The organism is Citrobacter sp. wls613 (assembly GCF_005281195.1).
Classification (GTDB): domain Bacteria; phylum Pseudomonadota; class Gammaproteobacteria; order Enterobacterales; family Enterobacteriaceae; genus Citrobacter; species Citrobacter gillenii.
In genome coordinates this window covers 56,763-71,988 of record NZ_SZXN01000010.1, presented here as the reverse complement: position 1 = coordinate 71,988, position 15,226 = coordinate 56,763, and the positions used below count along the sequence as shown (strand labels likewise).

General features: G+C 53.4%; 15 protein-coding genes. 3 read left to right on the top strand and 12 right to left on the bottom strand.

What is annotated here, in order from left to right; genetic code table 11:
- Positions 1-13: 13 nt before the first annotated feature.
- From tatC to udp, 8 genes are all read right to left on the bottom strand, one after another.
- The gene (gene tatC / locus FDX01_RS02135) at positions 14-802 is read right to left on the bottom strand and encodes a Sec-independent protein translocase subunit TatC (protein ID WP_096758905.1); all 789 of its coding nucleotides are present in this window, start codon (positions 800-802) and stop codon (positions 14-16) included.
- Between the two features lie 2 nt (positions 803-804).
- The gene (gene tatB, locus FDX01_RS02130; protein ID WP_096758906.1) at positions 805-1,353 is read right to left on the bottom strand and encodes a Sec-independent protein translocase protein TatB; all 549 of its coding nucleotides are present in this window, start codon (positions 1,351-1,353) and stop codon (positions 805-807) included.
- 3 nt (positions 1,354-1,356) lie between these two features.
- The gene (gene tatA, locus FDX01_RS02125) at positions 1,357-1,611 is read right to left on the bottom strand and encodes a Sec-independent protein translocase subunit TatA (protein ID WP_096758907.1); all 255 of its coding nucleotides are present in this window, start codon (positions 1,609-1,611) and stop codon (positions 1,357-1,359) included.
- Between the two features lie 78 nt (positions 1,612-1,689).
- Complete coding sequence (ubiB, locus tag FDX01_RS02120) at positions 1,690-3,330, bottom strand: ubiquinone biosynthesis regulatory protein kinase UbiB (RefSeq protein WP_115259832.1); 1,641 nt, start codon at positions 3,328-3,330, stop codon at positions 1,690-1,692.
- A complete protein-coding gene (ubiJ, locus tag FDX01_RS02115) occupies positions 3,327-3,932 on the bottom strand; it encodes a ubiquinone biosynthesis protein UbiJ (protein WP_115259833.1) in 606 nt (201 codons plus the stop codon). The genes ubiB and ubiJ overlap by 4 nt, the downstream gene beginning before the upstream one ends.
- A gap of 13 nt (positions 3,933-3,945) precedes the next feature.
- Entirely contained in the window at positions 3,946-4,701 is a 756-nt protein-coding gene (gene ubiE, locus FDX01_RS02110) for a bifunctional demethylmenaquinone methyltransferase/2-methoxy-6-polyprenyl-1,4-benzoquinol methylase UbiE (protein ID WP_096758910.1), read from the bottom strand.
- A gap of 94 nt (positions 4,702-4,795) precedes the next feature.
- Positions 4,796-6,226 (bottom strand): DNA recombination protein RmuC, encoded by a 1,431-nt coding sequence (gene rmuC / locus FDX01_RS02105; RefSeq protein WP_115259834.1) that lies wholly within the window; start codon positions 6,224-6,226, stop codon positions 4,796-4,798.
- A 141-nt stretch (positions 6,227-6,367) separates the two neighbouring features.
- Complete coding sequence (gene udp, locus FDX01_RS02100; protein WP_003828923.1) at positions 6,368-7,129, bottom strand: uridine phosphorylase; 762 nt, start codon at positions 7,127-7,129, stop codon at positions 6,368-6,370.
- Positions 7,130-7,394: 265 nt separating this feature from the next.
- Between udp and FDX01_RS02095 the strand changes: the two genes are divergently transcribed.
- On the top strand, positions 7,395-8,204 hold the full coding sequence (locus FDX01_RS02095; protein ID WP_137399143.1) for a dienelactone hydrolase family protein: 810 nt from the start codon (positions 7,395-7,397) through the stop codon (positions 8,202-8,204).
- Positions 8,205-8,307: 103 nt separating this feature from the next.
- On the opposite strand, the gene metE is transcribed toward FDX01_RS02095, so the two are convergent.
- Positions 8,308-10,569 (bottom strand): 5-methyltetrahydropteroyltriglutamate--homocysteine S-methyltransferase, encoded by a 2,262-nt coding sequence (gene metE / locus FDX01_RS02090; protein ID WP_137399142.1) that lies wholly within the window; start codon positions 10,567-10,569, stop codon positions 8,308-8,310.
- A 235-nt stretch (positions 10,570-10,804) separates the two neighbouring features.
- Between metE and metR the strand changes: the two genes are divergently transcribed.
- Positions 10,805-11,743, top strand: coding sequence for an HTH-type transcriptional regulator MetR (metR, locus tag FDX01_RS02085; RefSeq protein ID WP_115259837.1), 939 nt, complete (start codon positions 10,805-10,807; stop codon positions 11,741-11,743).
- Here the strand turns inward: metR and FDX01_RS02080 are convergent.
- The 3 genes from FDX01_RS02080 to pldB all read right to left on the bottom strand — a co-directional run bounded on the left by FDX01_RS02080 (position 11,646) and on the right by pldB (position 14,457).
- Positions 11,646-12,545, bottom strand: coding sequence for a carboxylate/amino acid/amine transporter (locus tag FDX01_RS02080; protein ID WP_115259838.1), 900 nt, complete (start codon positions 12,543-12,545; stop codon positions 11,646-11,648). The two genes, metR and FDX01_RS02080, sit on opposite strands and share 98 nt — an antisense overlap.
- 80 nt (positions 12,546-12,625) lie before the next feature.
- Positions 12,626-13,426: a sugar/pyridoxal phosphate phosphatase YigL gene (yigL, locus tag FDX01_RS02075; protein ID WP_137399141.1), complete on the bottom strand. Its 801-nt coding sequence runs from the start codon at positions 13,424-13,426 to the stop codon at positions 12,626-12,628.
- Between the two features lie 14 nt (positions 13,427-13,440).
- The gene (gene pldB, locus FDX01_RS02070) at positions 13,441-14,457 is read right to left on the bottom strand and encodes a lysophospholipase L2 (protein WP_096758917.1); all 1,017 of its coding nucleotides are present in this window, start codon (positions 14,455-14,457) and stop codon (positions 13,441-13,443) included.
- 110 nt (positions 14,458-14,567) lie between these two features.
- Between pldB and rhtB the strand changes: the two genes are divergently transcribed.
- Positions 14,568-15,188 carry a homoserine/homoserine lactone efflux protein gene (rhtB, locus tag FDX01_RS02065; RefSeq protein WP_096758918.1) on the top strand — a complete coding sequence of 207 codons (621 nt, stop codon included), beginning with the start codon at positions 14,568-14,570 and terminating at the stop codon, positions 15,186-15,188.
- Positions 15,189-15,226: the final 38 nt, after the last annotated feature.

Here is a 15,226-nt window from a genome sequence, read left to right as displayed (position 1 = left end):
CGGGCGGTTGAATTTATTCTTCGGTTTTATCGGCAGCTTCAGCTTTCTCGTTCTCCGCCTCGTTATCTTCGTCTCGCGTACGTCGCTTACCGACATAGAAACGGGAGAAGAAAACGCCGACTTCAAACAGGCAGTACATCGGTATGGCCAACAGCGTTTGCGAGAAGACATCCGGCGGCGTCAGTAACATCCCCACGACAAAGGCGCCGACGACAACATAAGGACGTTTTTTACGTAATTCGTCAGGCGTCGTAATACCCATCCAGCACAGCAGCACAATGGCAACGGGAACCTCGAAAGAGACCCCAAAGGCCATGAAAAGTGCCATTACGAAGCTGAGGTAGCTGGCAATATCCGTCGACACCTGTACGCCCTGCGGAGCTGTATTGGCAAGGAAACCAAACGCCAGCGGGAAGACGACAAAGTAGGCAAATGCCATGCCGATATAGAACAGCAGCGAACTTGAAACCAGCAGCGGCACAACAAGGCGGCGTTCATGCTTATATAACGCGGGAGCAATAAATGCCCATACCTGGTACAGGATCACTGGCGCTGACAGGATCAGCGACACCATAAAGGTGAGCTTGATCGGGGTAAAGAACGGCGAGGCCACATCTGTGGCGATCATCGTCGCACCCTGCGGCATTTGCTTGATCAGCGGTGCCGCAACCATATGGTAAATGTCGTTGGCAAAATAAACCAACGCCAGAAAGATCACCAGAACCGCAATAATGCAGTTCAGGAGTCGCTTACGCAGCTCAATCAAATGCGTGATGAGCGGTTGAGTATCTTCTACAGCCATGTTTACGGTTTATCACTCGACGAAGGGGAGGATTCGACAACAGGCGCGGCGGATTTCTTTTCTGCGTCCATCAACGTTACGGAAGCGGCTTCCGTCGGTTCCGGCGTACTAGCACCCGTGGATTGCGGTTTTTGCTCTGGCGAGCTGGCCTGCGCTTCAGCCGTAGCCGGGGTAACCCCCTCATGCTGCGCTTCGCTCCCTTTCACTACCGGATTATGGATAGTGTGGGCTTCATCGCTGGCTTTCTCAGGGTCGTTAGCGCTGTAAGAACGCTTCATCGACTCCGCAGCTTCACGCAATTCATCCATCGAAGCTTTCAGCTCCGGCGTCAGATTTGTCAGGCTCGCTTTCTCAACTTTTTTCAGGCTGTCCTGAAACTCCTGAAGCTTAAGCTCCTGGGTCAGTTCATTCTGAACCGTCGTTGCAAGAGAGCGCAATGCACGAACCCAACCCGCGACCGTTTTTACCGCCACCGGCAGTCGTTGTGGCCCCAGAACAATGAGGCCAATCACGAACACCAATAGCAGTTCGCTAAAACCGATATCAAACACGGATTATACCTGCTCTTTATCGTGGCTTTTGGCGTCTTCTTTTTTCACTTCACCCTGCTTATCGGTGATGGATTTAGCAGTAAAATCAGCGTCCTGGCTGGTTTTATCTTGCTTAGGTTCATCATCACCCATCGCCTTTTTGAAGCCTTTGATTGACGCGCCAAGATCGGAACCGATGGAGCCGAGTTTCTTGGTGCCGAATAGCAGTACAACGATGACGGCAATGATCAACAACTGCCAGATACTGATACCACCCATACATGTTCCTCTGTTATAGATGATGAATTAATAAGACCGTAGTATACGTTACACGACCTGCCTTGAGCGATGAAAAATTCAGCGCATTTTGCGCCAGCCTATCAGCCAGGCAATGACGCCACCCGCCATTAGCCAGCCAGGCATCAAACCCCACTCAGGACGGCTTACCAGCAAGAATGTCCCACTTAGCAGCAGCGTTGCGCCAATACCCAATAAATAACGGGATTGTCCCTGACGAACATGATTCGCCTGAAGCTCGCGCGCAATCTTATCAACACTGTGTTGTAAATATTTGCCCTGGCGCAAACTGTCATACACAAGTTCAGGTATTTCTGGCATTTTTTCGACCCAGAACGGTGCTTTTTCTTTAAAAGCCCTGACAAGCGCAGGAATACCGACCTGATCTTTAATCCACGACTCCAGAAATGGCTTGGCTGTTTTCCATAAATCTAACTGCGGATACAGCTGTCGACCAACGCCCTCAACATACAACAATGTCTTCTGTAACAGCACCAGTTGCGGCTGGACTTCCATATTAAACCGACGTGCGGTGTTAAACAGGTTCAACAGCACGTGACCAAATGAAATTTCCGACAGCGGTTTTTCAAATATCGGTTCACACACGGTACGAATAGCAAATTCAAATTCTTCGACGTTGGTGTCCGGCGGAACCCAGCCAGAATCTACGTGCAACTCGGCAACCTTGCGGTAGTCGCGGTTAAAGAACGCGATAAAGTTTTCCGCCAGGTAGCGCTTATCTTCTTTATTCAACGAACCGACAATCCCGCAGTCAATGCCAATATATTTCGGGTTCTCAGGGTGTTCATAGCTAACAAAAATATTCCCAGGGTGCATATCCGCATGGAAAAAGCTGTCGCGGAATACCTGAGTAAAGAAGACCTGAACGCCACGCTCAGCCAACAGTTGCATATTGGTGCCGTTCTTCTCAAGGGCGGCAACATCTGAAACAGGGATACCGTAAATACGCTCCATCACCATCATGTTCTGACTGCAATAGTCGGAATACACTTCCGGGATGTACAGCATCGGGCTGTCTTCAAAATTACGCCGCAGCTGAATCGCGTTCGCCGACTCGCGCAGCAGATTCAGCTCATCGATCAGCGTTTTTTCATATTCACGCACCACTTCCGTTGGCCGCAGGCGGCGACCATCCGGCAGCAAGCGAGGCACCCAGCGAGCAAGGCGATAGATCAGTTTTAAATCGGCTCTGATGACCGGCAGAATATCCGGGCGAATGACCTTGATCACGACCTCTTTGCCGTTCGATTTCAGTCGCGCAGTGTGTACCTGTGCAATAGACGCAGATGCCAGTGGAGTGATGTCAAAATCATCAAACCATTCTTCAACAGGGAGTCCGCCCATTGCTTCTTCGATTTGTTGTTTTGCGCGTTGCCCATCGAATGGGGCCACCCGGTCCTGCAGCAGTGCAAGCTGATCGGCGATTTGCGGAGGAAAAAGGTCGCGGCGGGTGGAAAGCATTTGACCAAACTTGATCCACACCGGTCCCAGCTCCTGCAAAGCCAGTCTCAGCCTTTCACCCAGCGGTTTATCTTTATGTCGGTTTGGCATCCAGAACAACGTGTAGCGCCACAACCTAAGCGGCAGCGTAATACGCATTTTGGGGATGAGTTCATCAAGACCGTAGCTTAAGAAAGTGCGAATGATGAAATAAAGGCGCCGTACTTCACCTGGCGTCATTTGGCCTCCAGTTTTTCCAGCCGTTTGGCCAGGGAGTCGACCGCACGCTCAACGGCAGCGGTTTCTTCGGCAAACCATGCAACTTCCAGCGGGCCCGGGGCCATGCGCCACTCTTCGGTGATCGCTTCGGCAACATAACGCTGCTGACGTTGAACGGTACGGCATAAAAACGTAGCCCCACCGCGCAGGGTCTTGCTGATCCCTTCTGCAACAATATCGCCAGTATAAGGGGCAAGCAGTTCTGCGGGATCGAACTCCGCCAGGTCTGCCAGCGCGACAACGTTCTGCACCACTTGAATATCGCCCTGCACTTCCAGCTCGCCGCTGCGGATAAGCGCCGTGAGCTGCTGGCGATCGCGCAATTTTGGTAACACGCTGGCATGCGTGATCACGGTGCAATCAGCTTCGCCTTCCCATGCCCCCAGTACATCAACCTGGCGTTCGCTAAACACCAGGACTAGCGGGGTCGAAAATCCTTTGAGATCTACACGCAGCACCTTGCCCTGCAAACGCGTTCTGGCTGATTTCAGTGCCGGTGAACGATACAGAAAGGTGTTGAGCAGATTTTCAACGCCTGCGGTCACTAAGGGTTTAAAAGGCATCCCCGATCTCCTGTCAGAACTTGTAACCACGATGCAGCGCAACAACACCTGCCGTCAGGTTGTAGTAATCAACGCTTTCAAACCCGGCATCTTGCATCATTGCTTTTAACGTGTCCTGATCGGGATGCATACGGATGGACTCCGCCAGATAGCGGTAACTATCGGCATCGCTTGCCACCATTGAACCGATACGCGGCAGAATATGGAAAGAGTATGCGTCATACGCTTTGCTCAGCGGCTCGATAATCGGCTTGGAAAATTCCAACACCAGTAAACGTCCACCAGGCTTCAACACGCGATACATAGAACGCAGTGCTTTGTCTTTATCCGTGACGTTACGCAGGCCGAACGAAATGGTAATGCAGTCAAAGGTGTTGTCCGGGAACGGCAATGCTTCCGCGTTCGCCTGGACATACTCGACGTTGCCAATCACGCCAATGTTGCGCAGCTTTTCGCGACCCATTTTGAGCATTGAGTCATTGATATCCGCCAGAACCACTTTCCCGGTTTCACCGACCATGCGAGAAAATTTCGCCGTCAGATCGCCCGTACCACCGGCTAAATCCAGGACAGTCTGCCCACGGCGCACGCCACTGCAATCAATGGTGAAGCGCTTCCACAAACGATGAATGCCAAATGACATTAAGTCATTCATAACGTCATATTTAGACGCCACAGAATGAAAAACGTGGGCCACCATGTCAGCTTTCTGCTCTTTAGCGACGGTCTGAAAGCCAAAGTGCGTCGTTTCTTGTGAATTATCCACCATCTCAGTGCCTGCTCATCCAAAAAATGTTCGAGAAGTGTAACAGATTGGGCCAATTTGCCCTACCCTTCTACCGGGTTCAACTAACCCAAACGGGCTAGTTTGATTGCTGATTTACCGCCTCTCCATCGGGGTAAGTCTCGTCTTGTTGCGCCTCGGGGACCGAACGTAAACGAAACTCTTCATCCTGGCTCGTGGCTTGTTCAGCCAGTTCAGGATTAATCTCACGCTTAATTTCTACACCCAATCCACGAAACGCTTCTGCCTGAGCCAGAACGTTTCCACGCCCTGAAGACAATTTTTTCATCGCCTGCCGATAGTTATCTTGTGCCTTGTCTAGGCTCTGACCTATTGCTGACATATCATCGACAAACAGCCGCATTTTGTCATAAAGCTTGCTGGCCCGGTCCGCGATCTGCTGCGCATTACGACTTTGATGCTCATACCGCCACAGATTAGCAATGGTGCGCAATGCCACCAACAACGTGGTCGGGCTTACCAGCATAATATTATTTCTGAGTGCTTCTGTAATCAGTTCGGGCTGCCTGTCCAGCGCCAGCAGAAAAGCGGGCTCAACCGGGATAAACATCAGCACATAGTCAAGCGTACGTAATCCCGGCAACTGCTGGTAGTCTTTGCGGCCCAGCAGACGAATATGGTTACGCACGGAGGCGATATGTTCCTGTAACGCACTTTCGCGGGTGTAGTCATCCTCTGCATTAAAGTAGCGTTCATAGGCCACCAGCGTCATTTTCGCATCGATCACCACGTCTTTGCCCTGCGGCAATCGGACAATAACATCCGGCTGCATCCGCGATCGTGCGTCATTTTCTATGCTGACCTGAGTTTCATATTCATAGCCTTCGCGCAGACCGGACGCCTCCAGTACCCGCGTGAGTACGACTTCTCCCCAGTTGCCCTGGGTTTTGTTATCGCCTTTCAGCGCCCGTGTCAGGTTAACCGCTTCTTGCGCCATCTGCGCGTTCAGTTGCTGGAGGTTACGAATTTCGTGCGCCAGGGTATGACGCTCTTGCGCCTCTTTGCCAAAGCTATCCTGCACCTGGCGGCGAAAACCGTCCAGCTGTTCACGTAATGGTGTAAGCAAGCTATTCAGGCTTTGGCGATTTTGCTCATCAACGCGACGATTGCTGTGTTCAAAAATACGGTTTGCCAGGTTTTCGAACTGTTCGCTCAGACGCTGTTCGCTGTTGATCATCTGGCGGATTTTATCTTCCGCATGCTGTTGCGTCGCGTCGAGTCGCGTGGTGACTTCCCGGAGATCGGCTTCCAGAGAAGTGTTAATACTCTGCAGGCTGCGAAGTTCGTTGTTGAGTAGCTCGCACTCGTCGCGCCAGTGGGCTTCCTGCGCCAGCTGTTGACGTGCGGCGCTTAGCGCAATATCCAGTTCACGCCGTTCTTCGATAAGATCCGCGCGGATTTGGTCGGCACGCGCTTTGGTCGCAAGCCAGCCCACAAGCAGCCCTGCAGCTAACGCCACGACGGCACTTATCATTATCGAAATATCCACTACGCCCCCCTTACAGCAACGACTTACCCGCACAAAATAGAATTGTGCTGTATAAACGTCCAGTTTAAAAGGAATTTCCTGCGAGGTACTGCGCAAAATAAAAAGGCCGAACATGTCGGCCTTTTCAGAAAGGAGAGAAAATTACAGCAGGCGACGTGCAGCCTCTACCACGATTTTCACCGCGTGGCTTTCCGTTTGCTTCATGGTTTCAGCATTCGGGATTTCTTGCTGAGTACGGTTAACGATAACACCCGCAACCATACCGGCACGCAGACCCTGGCTTGCACACATGGTCAGCAGCGTAGCAGATTCCATTTCGTAGTTCATGACGCCCATGGACTGCCACTCTTCCATCGAGCCTTTGAAACGGCTCACCACGCGACCAGAGAAGGTGTCATAACGCTCCTGGCCTGGGTAGAAGGTATCTGAAGAGGCGGTCACGCCGACGTGGGTAGTCGCGCCAATAGATTTCGCGGCTTCCACCAGCGCGGTGGTGCATTCGAAATCGGCAACAGCCGGAAATTCCATCGGTGCAAAGTGCAGGCTCGCCCCGTCCAGACGGACAGACGCGGTGGTAACCAGCACGTCGCCCACGTTGATATGCGGCTGAATAGCGCCGGTCGTACCGATACGCAGGAAGGTACGAATGCCCAGTTGCGCCAGTTCTTCTACGGCGATAGAGGTCGACGGACCGCCGATACCGGTAGAGCAGACAATCACAGCTTTACCATCCAGCTCAGCACGCCAGGTAGTGAACTCGCGATGAGATGCCAGCTTAACCGGCTTGTCCATCAGCGCGGCGATCTTTTCCACACGCTCAGGGTCGCCAGGGACGATAGCAAGCGTAGCCCCTTGTAAATCGTTCTTGGTGAGGCCGAGATGAAAAACATCAGACTTAGACATAAAAACTCCTCTGTGAATCGGTTTTGTCAGAAGAAGCAAAAACACACTTTACCGAAGGCATAAACATATTTTCGTGACAGCCATCACTTTGATGTAAATCAATTGCATTTCATTACCGTCAAATAGTGATGAACGTCACATTAACTGTTCGATACAGGCAAGCCTTGCACAAAAGATAGACCGTTTAAGGCAATGTGGTTCGTTGCACGCGTCTATAGTTAATGATGCGCTATTTGGCTAAATACTTAAGGGTACGGAGAATACCATGGCAACAACACGACAATCTGGCTTTGCACCTGCAGTATCCCCACCCGCAGCAACGGCGGTTCACACCCCGGATAACGAAATCATCGCGGGAATAACGTCGATTCCGTCTCAAGGCGATGATATGCCTGCGTATCATGCACGCCCGAAGCACAGCGAAGGTCCGCTACCGGTTGTTATCGTCGTGCAGGAAATTTTTGGCGTTCATGAACACATCCGTGATATTTGTCGCCGCCTGGCGCTGGAAGGGTATCTGGCTGTCGCTCCAGAGCTTTACTTTCGCGAGGGCGATCCGAATGATTTTGCCGATATTTCAACGCTGTTAAGCGGCCTGGTGGCCAAAGTCCCGGACTCTCAGGTTCTGGCCGATCTGGACCACGTCGCCAGTTGGGCCTCACGCAACGGTGGTGACGCACACCGACTGATGATCACTGGTTTTTGCTGGGGTGGACGCATCACCTGGCTGTATGCCGCACACAACCCGCAGTTAAAAGCGGCAGTGGCATGGTATGGCAAACTGGTCGGCGACAAAACGCTGAACTCGCCCAGGTATCCTGTCGATATCGCTACCGATCTTAACGCCCCCGTGTTGGGGCTTTATGGCGCGCAGGACACCAGTATTTCGCAGGAAAGCGTGGAAACCATGCGTCAGGCATTGCGCGCGGCGAATGCCAAAGCAGAAATCGTGGTGTATCCCGATGCCGGGCATGCTTTTAACGCGGATTATCGCCCGAGCTATCACGAAGAGTCCGCCAATGACGGCTGGCAAAGAATGCTGGCGTGGTTTGCGCAATATGGTGGGAAGAAATAAATGTTAATCGCCCGGTGGCGGCTACGCCTTACCGGGCTTACAACGACTTGCACGTTCCTGTTGGCCGGGTAAGCGTTAACGCCCCCGGCGATCGGGCACCGAATTAAGCCTGACGCAGGTTCTGCGCCGCTTTCACCATGTTCGCCAGCGCCGCGCGGGTTTCCGGCCAGCCACGCGTCTTCAGACCACAGTCCGGGTTCACCCACAGACGCTCAGCCGGGATACGCTGTTCCGCTTTCTTCAGCAGGGCTTCAATCCATTCCACGCTTGGCACATTTGGCGAGTGAATGTCGTACACGCCCGGCCCGATTTCGTTCGGGTAGTCGAACTCTTCGAACGATTCCAGTAGCTCCATGTCGGAACGCGAGGTTTCAATGGTGATCACGTCGGCATCAAGCGCAGCGATGGAATCCATGATGTCGTTAAACTCGCAGTAACACATGTGGGTGTGGATCTGCGTTTCATCCTTCGCCACTGCGGCGTTGATGCGGAAGGCCTCGACACCCCATTCCAGATACGCTGCCCAGTCGCTACGACGTAGCGGCAGACCTTCACGCAGCGCCGGTTCATCAATCTGGATGATGCCAATACCGGCGGCTTCCAGATCGGCGACTTCGTCACGCAGTGCCAGCGCAATCTGCTTAGCGATGGTTTCGCGGGTCACATCTTCGCGCGGGAATGACCAGCAAAGAATGGTCACCGGGCCTGTCAGCATGCCTTTGACCGGTTTGTCAGTCAGCGACTGGGCGTATTTTGCCCACTCAACGGTAATCGCTTCCGGACGACTCACGTCACCAATCACTACCGGCGGCTTCACGCAGCGGGAGCCGTAGCTCTGTACCCAACCATTCTGAGTAAAGACAAAACCGTCCAGATGCTCGCCAAAGTATTCGACCATGTCGTTACGTTCAGCTTCGCCGTGTACCAGCACGTCCAGGCCTAAACGTTCCTGCTCAGCGATCGCCTGTTTGATGTGCTCGGCGATACCGGTGCGGTAGTTACCCGCATCCAGGTTACCCTTTTTAAAATCCAGACGCAGGCCGCGGATTTCCGTGGTTTGCGGGAAGGAACCGATGGTGGTGGTCGGCCACGCTGGCAGGTTAAAGCGCGCACGCTGGGCTTCGGCACGTACCGGGTAAGCATGAGTACGCTGGCTGTCCTGCGCGGTGATTGCCGCCAGACGTTTTTCCACAGCCGCATTGTGGACGCGGGTTGACTGACGACGCGCCTGAATTGGCGCACTCCACGCGACCAGTGCAGTAGTATCGCCGCTGTTCAGCGCATCACGCAGCAGCGCCAGTTCACCGCACTTTTGCAGGGCGAAGGCAAACCAGCTTTTCACTTCGGCATCCAGGCGGGTTTCGACACTCAGATCGATAGGACTGTGCAGCAGGGAGCAGGAGGAGGCGACCCACAGCTCACGTTTCCCGACAATGTCTTTAATCTGTGCATATTTCTCGGTCAGATCGGCGCGCCAGACGTTACGGCCGTTAATCAGGCCTGCGGAGAGCAGCCAGTTAGCGGGCAAACGCGAGTGCAACTCGGCTACGTCATCTTTACCATGAACCAGATCCACGTGCAGACCCTGTACCGGCAGCGCGGTGATGGTATCCAGATTCGGCGTCACGCCTTCGAAATAAGTAGTCAGCAGCAGCTTCACCTGCCCGGTCAGCGCATCGTACGCCGGTTTAAAGGCGTTTAGCCATTCCTGGGGCAACTCCAGCACCAGCGCAGGTTCATCAATCTGTACCCACTCAACACCGCGTTTCGCCAGCTCAGCTAGCACCTGCTGGTAAACCGGCAGGATGTCATTCAGCAGACTCAGGCGATCAAACTGCTCACCCTTCACTTTCCCCAGCCACAGGTAGGTGACCGGACCCAGCAGGACGGGCTTCACTTTGTGGCCCAGCGCCAGCGCTTCGTCCACTTCATCCAGCAGTTGAGTCCAGGTCAGTTTGAACTGCTGACCTTTGGTAAATTCAGGCACCATGTAGTGATAGTTGGTATTAAACCATTTGGTCATTTCTGCCGCTGCCGCCGGTTCACCGGTCGGTGCGCGACCACGGCCAATGCGGAATAAGGTGTCGATATCGACAGAGCCATCTTTGTTCTGATGACGGGCCGGAACGTTACCCAGCAGCAAACTGGTGGTCAGCACATGATCGTACCAGGCAAAATCGCCCACTGGCAGCAGGTCAACGCCAGCTTGCTTTTGTTGATCCCAGTGACGAGCGCGCAGTTCGCGACCCGTTGCCAGCAATTCTTCACGAGAGGCGTTACCCGCCCAGTAGCTTTCTTGCGCTTTTTTCAACTCGCGACGCAGGCCAACGCGAGGGAAACCGAGGGTGTGATTCAATATTGTCATTTTTCTTCCTCTAATTATATGTAAATCCTATGGATTTTGAATTTAGGGAAGGCGGCAAGTTTGCTCATCCCCGGGAGCTTACTGAAGTAAGTGACCGGGGTGGAAAAACGCAGCCAACGCACCATAAATTTAAAAGACGAAGGATTTTAGCCGTCCAGATGTTTACACATCCATAATTGGCGGTTACTGTATATTCCTCAAGCGCAATTTATTCATGCCGAAGTGAAGGACTTTCATGATCGAGATTAAGCATCTGAAAACGCTACAGGCGTTGCGGAACAGTGGGTCGCTGGCAGGCGCAGCAGCGACGTTGCATCAGACCCAATCCGCCCTGTCTCACCAGTTCAGCGATCTGGAACAACGCCTCGGCTTTCGGCTATTTGTGCGTAAAAGCCAGCCGCTACGTTTTACGCCACAGGGTGAAATTTTGTTGCAGTTGGCCAATCAGGTGTTGCCACAAATCGGTCGCGCGCTTCAGGCATGCAACGAACCGCAGCAAACCCGGCTGCGCATCGCCATTGAATGTCACAGCTGTATTCAGTGGCTGACCCCCGCGCTGGAGAATTTCCGTGCTAACTGGCCACAGGTAGAGATGGATTTTAAATCCGGTGTGACTTTCGATCCGCAACCAGCCCTGCAGCAGGATGAGCTGGACCTGGTGATGACATCTGACATTCTGCCGCGCAGCGGCCTGCACTATTCACCGATGTTTGATTTTGAAGTCCGTCTGATACTGGCACCCGACCACCCACTGGCCAGCAAAACGCAGGTAACGCCGGAAGATTTAGCCAGCGAAACCCTGTTGATTTATCCTGTACAGCGCAGCCGACTGGATGTCTGGCGGCATTTCCTGCAGCCTGCTGGCGTTAGCCCGTCGCTGAAGAGCGTGGATAACACCCTGCTGCTGATCCAGATGGTCGCCGCCAGAATGGGTATTGCAGCGCTGCCGCACTGGGTAGTGGAGAGTTTTGAACGCCAGGGCCTGGTAGTGACCAAAACACTGGGTGATGGATTGTGGAGCCGACTGTACGCCGCTGTGCGCGATGGCGAGCAGCGTCAGCCGGTCACGGAAGCATTTATTCGCTCAGCGCGGAATCACGCCTGCGATCACCTGCCGTTTGTGCGGAGTGCGGAGCGACCCACTTTCGATGCACCCACAGTGAGGCCACTATAACAGCCGCACCAATGATGAAGCTTGGCCAGTGAGGCTGCTGGTGCCAGATGGCCAGATTAACCAACAGCCCCGCAGGCACATGCATATTGTTCATGATACCCAGTGTGCCTGCATCTACCTGCGTCGCGCCGTAGTTCCACATAAAGTAACCGATGCCCGATGCTGCCACGCCAAGGAACACCAGAATCCCCCACTGCAGCGAAGTTTCAGGCATTTTTTGCGCATTCCCTACTATAAGCCAGGCAACGACCGCCACCAGTAATGCCCCCATATAAAACCAGGCAAAGGCGTTGTGCTGCGGCATGGGACGGGTTTCCATCAGACGCTTATAGCCCACCATGCCGATGGCAAAGCTGATGTTAGAAAGCTGTACCAGCAGCAGACCGGTCCAGAAATGACTGGTCACCTGATCGTAACGAATGATCCCCGCCCCAATCACCGCCAGCAGTGCGCTAAACGCGTAGCTCCAGCGTAAACGGCGTCGGCTCATCAGGTCATAAATCAGTGTGATATAGAGCGGTGTCAGGACGGTAAATAACAGCAGCTCGGAAACCGTCAGGTACAAATAAGCACGGAAACTCAGCATATACATGATGCCAAGCTGCATGGCACCCACCAGCATGTACAGACCAATCGTTTTTACGCTGTGGCCGCGGGTACGCAGGAATGGCAGGAACACCAGCGCAGCCAGTCCGACCCGCACCAGCACGGCAAAATAGCTATCGACATGACCGGCAAGGTACTCGCCAAACAGGCTAAAGGAAAAGGCCCACAGAATAGTGGTAATGATGAGTAGCGCCACAATAGATGTCTCTGAACAAAAGATACACCCATTGTAGCGAAGTTCACGGTTGACAACTGACTAACTAATGAGCGGTTCCGTTATTGTAAAAACAGTTCTCGCAGATAATGCGGCACGGCATCGTCGGCATTAAGCCCGATCACGTCCAGCTCCGGGTGCAGATCCTTCAGGCGCTGATGCGCATTACCCATAATGCAGCCTTTTCCCGCCATCGATAGCATTTCGGCGTCGTTCATGCCGTCACCAAAGGCGATACAGTCTTTCAGGCTGAAGCCCATCGCTTTTGCCACCGCTTCCAGCGCATGGCCTTTTGATACGCCACCCGCCATCACTTCCAGACAGGTCAGCGTGGAGAAACTGACGTTCACACGATCACCCCAACGGGCGTTAATCGCCTGCTCCAGCGGCAGCAGGATTTCTTGAGAGTCGGTGGTGAAAAACACTTTACTGACGCCTTCCGGCTCCAGCAGCGCAGGTTCAAACAACGAGTAGTTAAACACCGCTTCTTTAAAGAAACGCATTTCATCCGGGCGATGGCGGTTCATAAACCACTCATCGTCGCGATACACGTTGGTCACGATATCCGGGTTTGCATTCACCACACCAAACAGATCGCTGGCAATGTCGCGATCCAGGTTATGCGAGAACACAAGATTCCCGTCAGTATCATGTACGCGCGCACCGTTGGAGGTGATCATGTAGGACTTAATGCCGAGATTGTCGCGAATTTGCCCTACATCAATATGATGACGGCCGGTCGCAAACACAAAATTCACACCACGAGCCGTCAGCAGTTTCAGCGTCTCTTTGGCATACGGGGACAGGGTATGGTCGGGGGAAAGCAGCGTACCGTCTAAATCAGATGCAACTACCTGATACATAAAAAATTAAACCTCTAAGCAAAGCGGTGTCCGCTGGATGAGTTATGCCTGTCGAAAAATTCAACAATGGCGTTGAGCGCGACTGAGCGCATTGCGTCCTTTTCAAAAAGGATCTCATGGTAGGCGCCTTTTATGACCAGCGGTTGACCTCCTTCTACAGGATGGCCCGCTGCAGCGCGGAGTTCACAAAAACGATAGTGCATGCGGTTATCCACCACACGCTCTTCTTCAGCCTGAATAAGCAACGTCGGGGTCGCATCATCTCCGGCCCCGGCCAACACCTGCTCACCCGCCAGAATGCCTTCACGCACCCAATGATAGGTCGGACCGCCTACGCGCAACTGCGGATCATCAGCATAGAAGCGCAGATTACGCCGATAGCGCTGTCGGCTATGGGTGAGCGCATTCATCCCAAACGGCAACGCCCGCCAGCGACCGGTCCCCATGGCATAGCCTTCGCGAATGCGCGGATACCCTTCAGCCCAGTCAAGAATATGGCGCACCATCCAGTCAGGAAAGCGCATCACGATCCCGAACATCGGGGCGCTGAGGGCAATAGCATCACACTGATTAGGGTGGCGCTGCAGGAACAGCGTGGCAATAGCGCCTCCCATGGAATGCGCCAGTATATAGCGTTTTCTCCATGGACCTGGCTGCACTTCCTGCTGCCAGAAGGCGGTCAAATCGTCGACATAGTCATTAAAGTTATCCACATGGCCACGGTGCGGATCCGAGAGCATCCGCCCGGAACGCCCCTGGCCACGATGGTCGATAATGAGGACGTCAAAACCAGAATAAAACAGGTCATACGCCAGTTCAGCGTATTTTACGTAGCTTTCTATGCGCCCGGGACAAACGACGATGACGCGATCGTTTTTTTCTGCACGAAAGCGAACAAAGCGTACGGGAACATTATCTACGCCAGTGAATTCCGCTTCCTCCCGCTGACGCCAGAAATCTGTCAGTGGCCCCATGGAAAAAGCGGCAAACGCGTTTTCTCTTGTTTCCCAGTCTTTTTGCTGCTGAAACATCGGGTATCCAGCCTCGTTGACCAAGTAAAATCGTTTTTTTTGCCGAGTCTGTTACAACGCATCGGCAGTAGCGTATTGTGGCATAAAAATAGACAAGTCGGGAGTTTCTCATGACCTTTGAATGGTGGTTCGCCTACCTGCTGACGTCCATTGTTTTGAGCTTGTCGCCAGGTTCAGGGGCGATCAACACCATGACAACCGCCATCAGCCATGGTTATCGGGGAGCAGCGGCGTCGATTGCCGGTTTGCAGACCGGGCTTGGCATTCATATCGTGCTGGTCGGTGTTGGGCTAGGAACGCTATTCTCACGGTCAGTGATCGCCTTTGAGGTACTAAAGTGGGCGGGGGCAGCCTATCTTATCTGGTTGGGCATTCAGCAATGGCGCGCGGCGGGAGCCATCGACCTGAACACCATCGCCAATACGCAATCACGCAGTCGCCTGTTCAAGCGCGCCGTCTTCGTCAACCTGACCAACCCAAAGAGCATTGTATTTCTCGCCGCCCTGTTCCCGCAGTTCATCATGCCGCAGGAGCCGCAGTTGATGCAGTACGTGGTGCTGGGCGTGACCACCATCGTGGTCGATATTATTGTGATGATCGGTTATGCGACGCTGGCCACCCGCATTGCGGGCTGGATTAAAGGGCCAAAGCAAATGAAGGCGCTGAACAAAGTGTTTGGTTCGCTGTTTATGCTGATAGGTGCCCTGCTGGCGTCAGCACGGCATGCCTAGATAACTGGAATCGTGCTCGCAATGAAATGCGAACGATC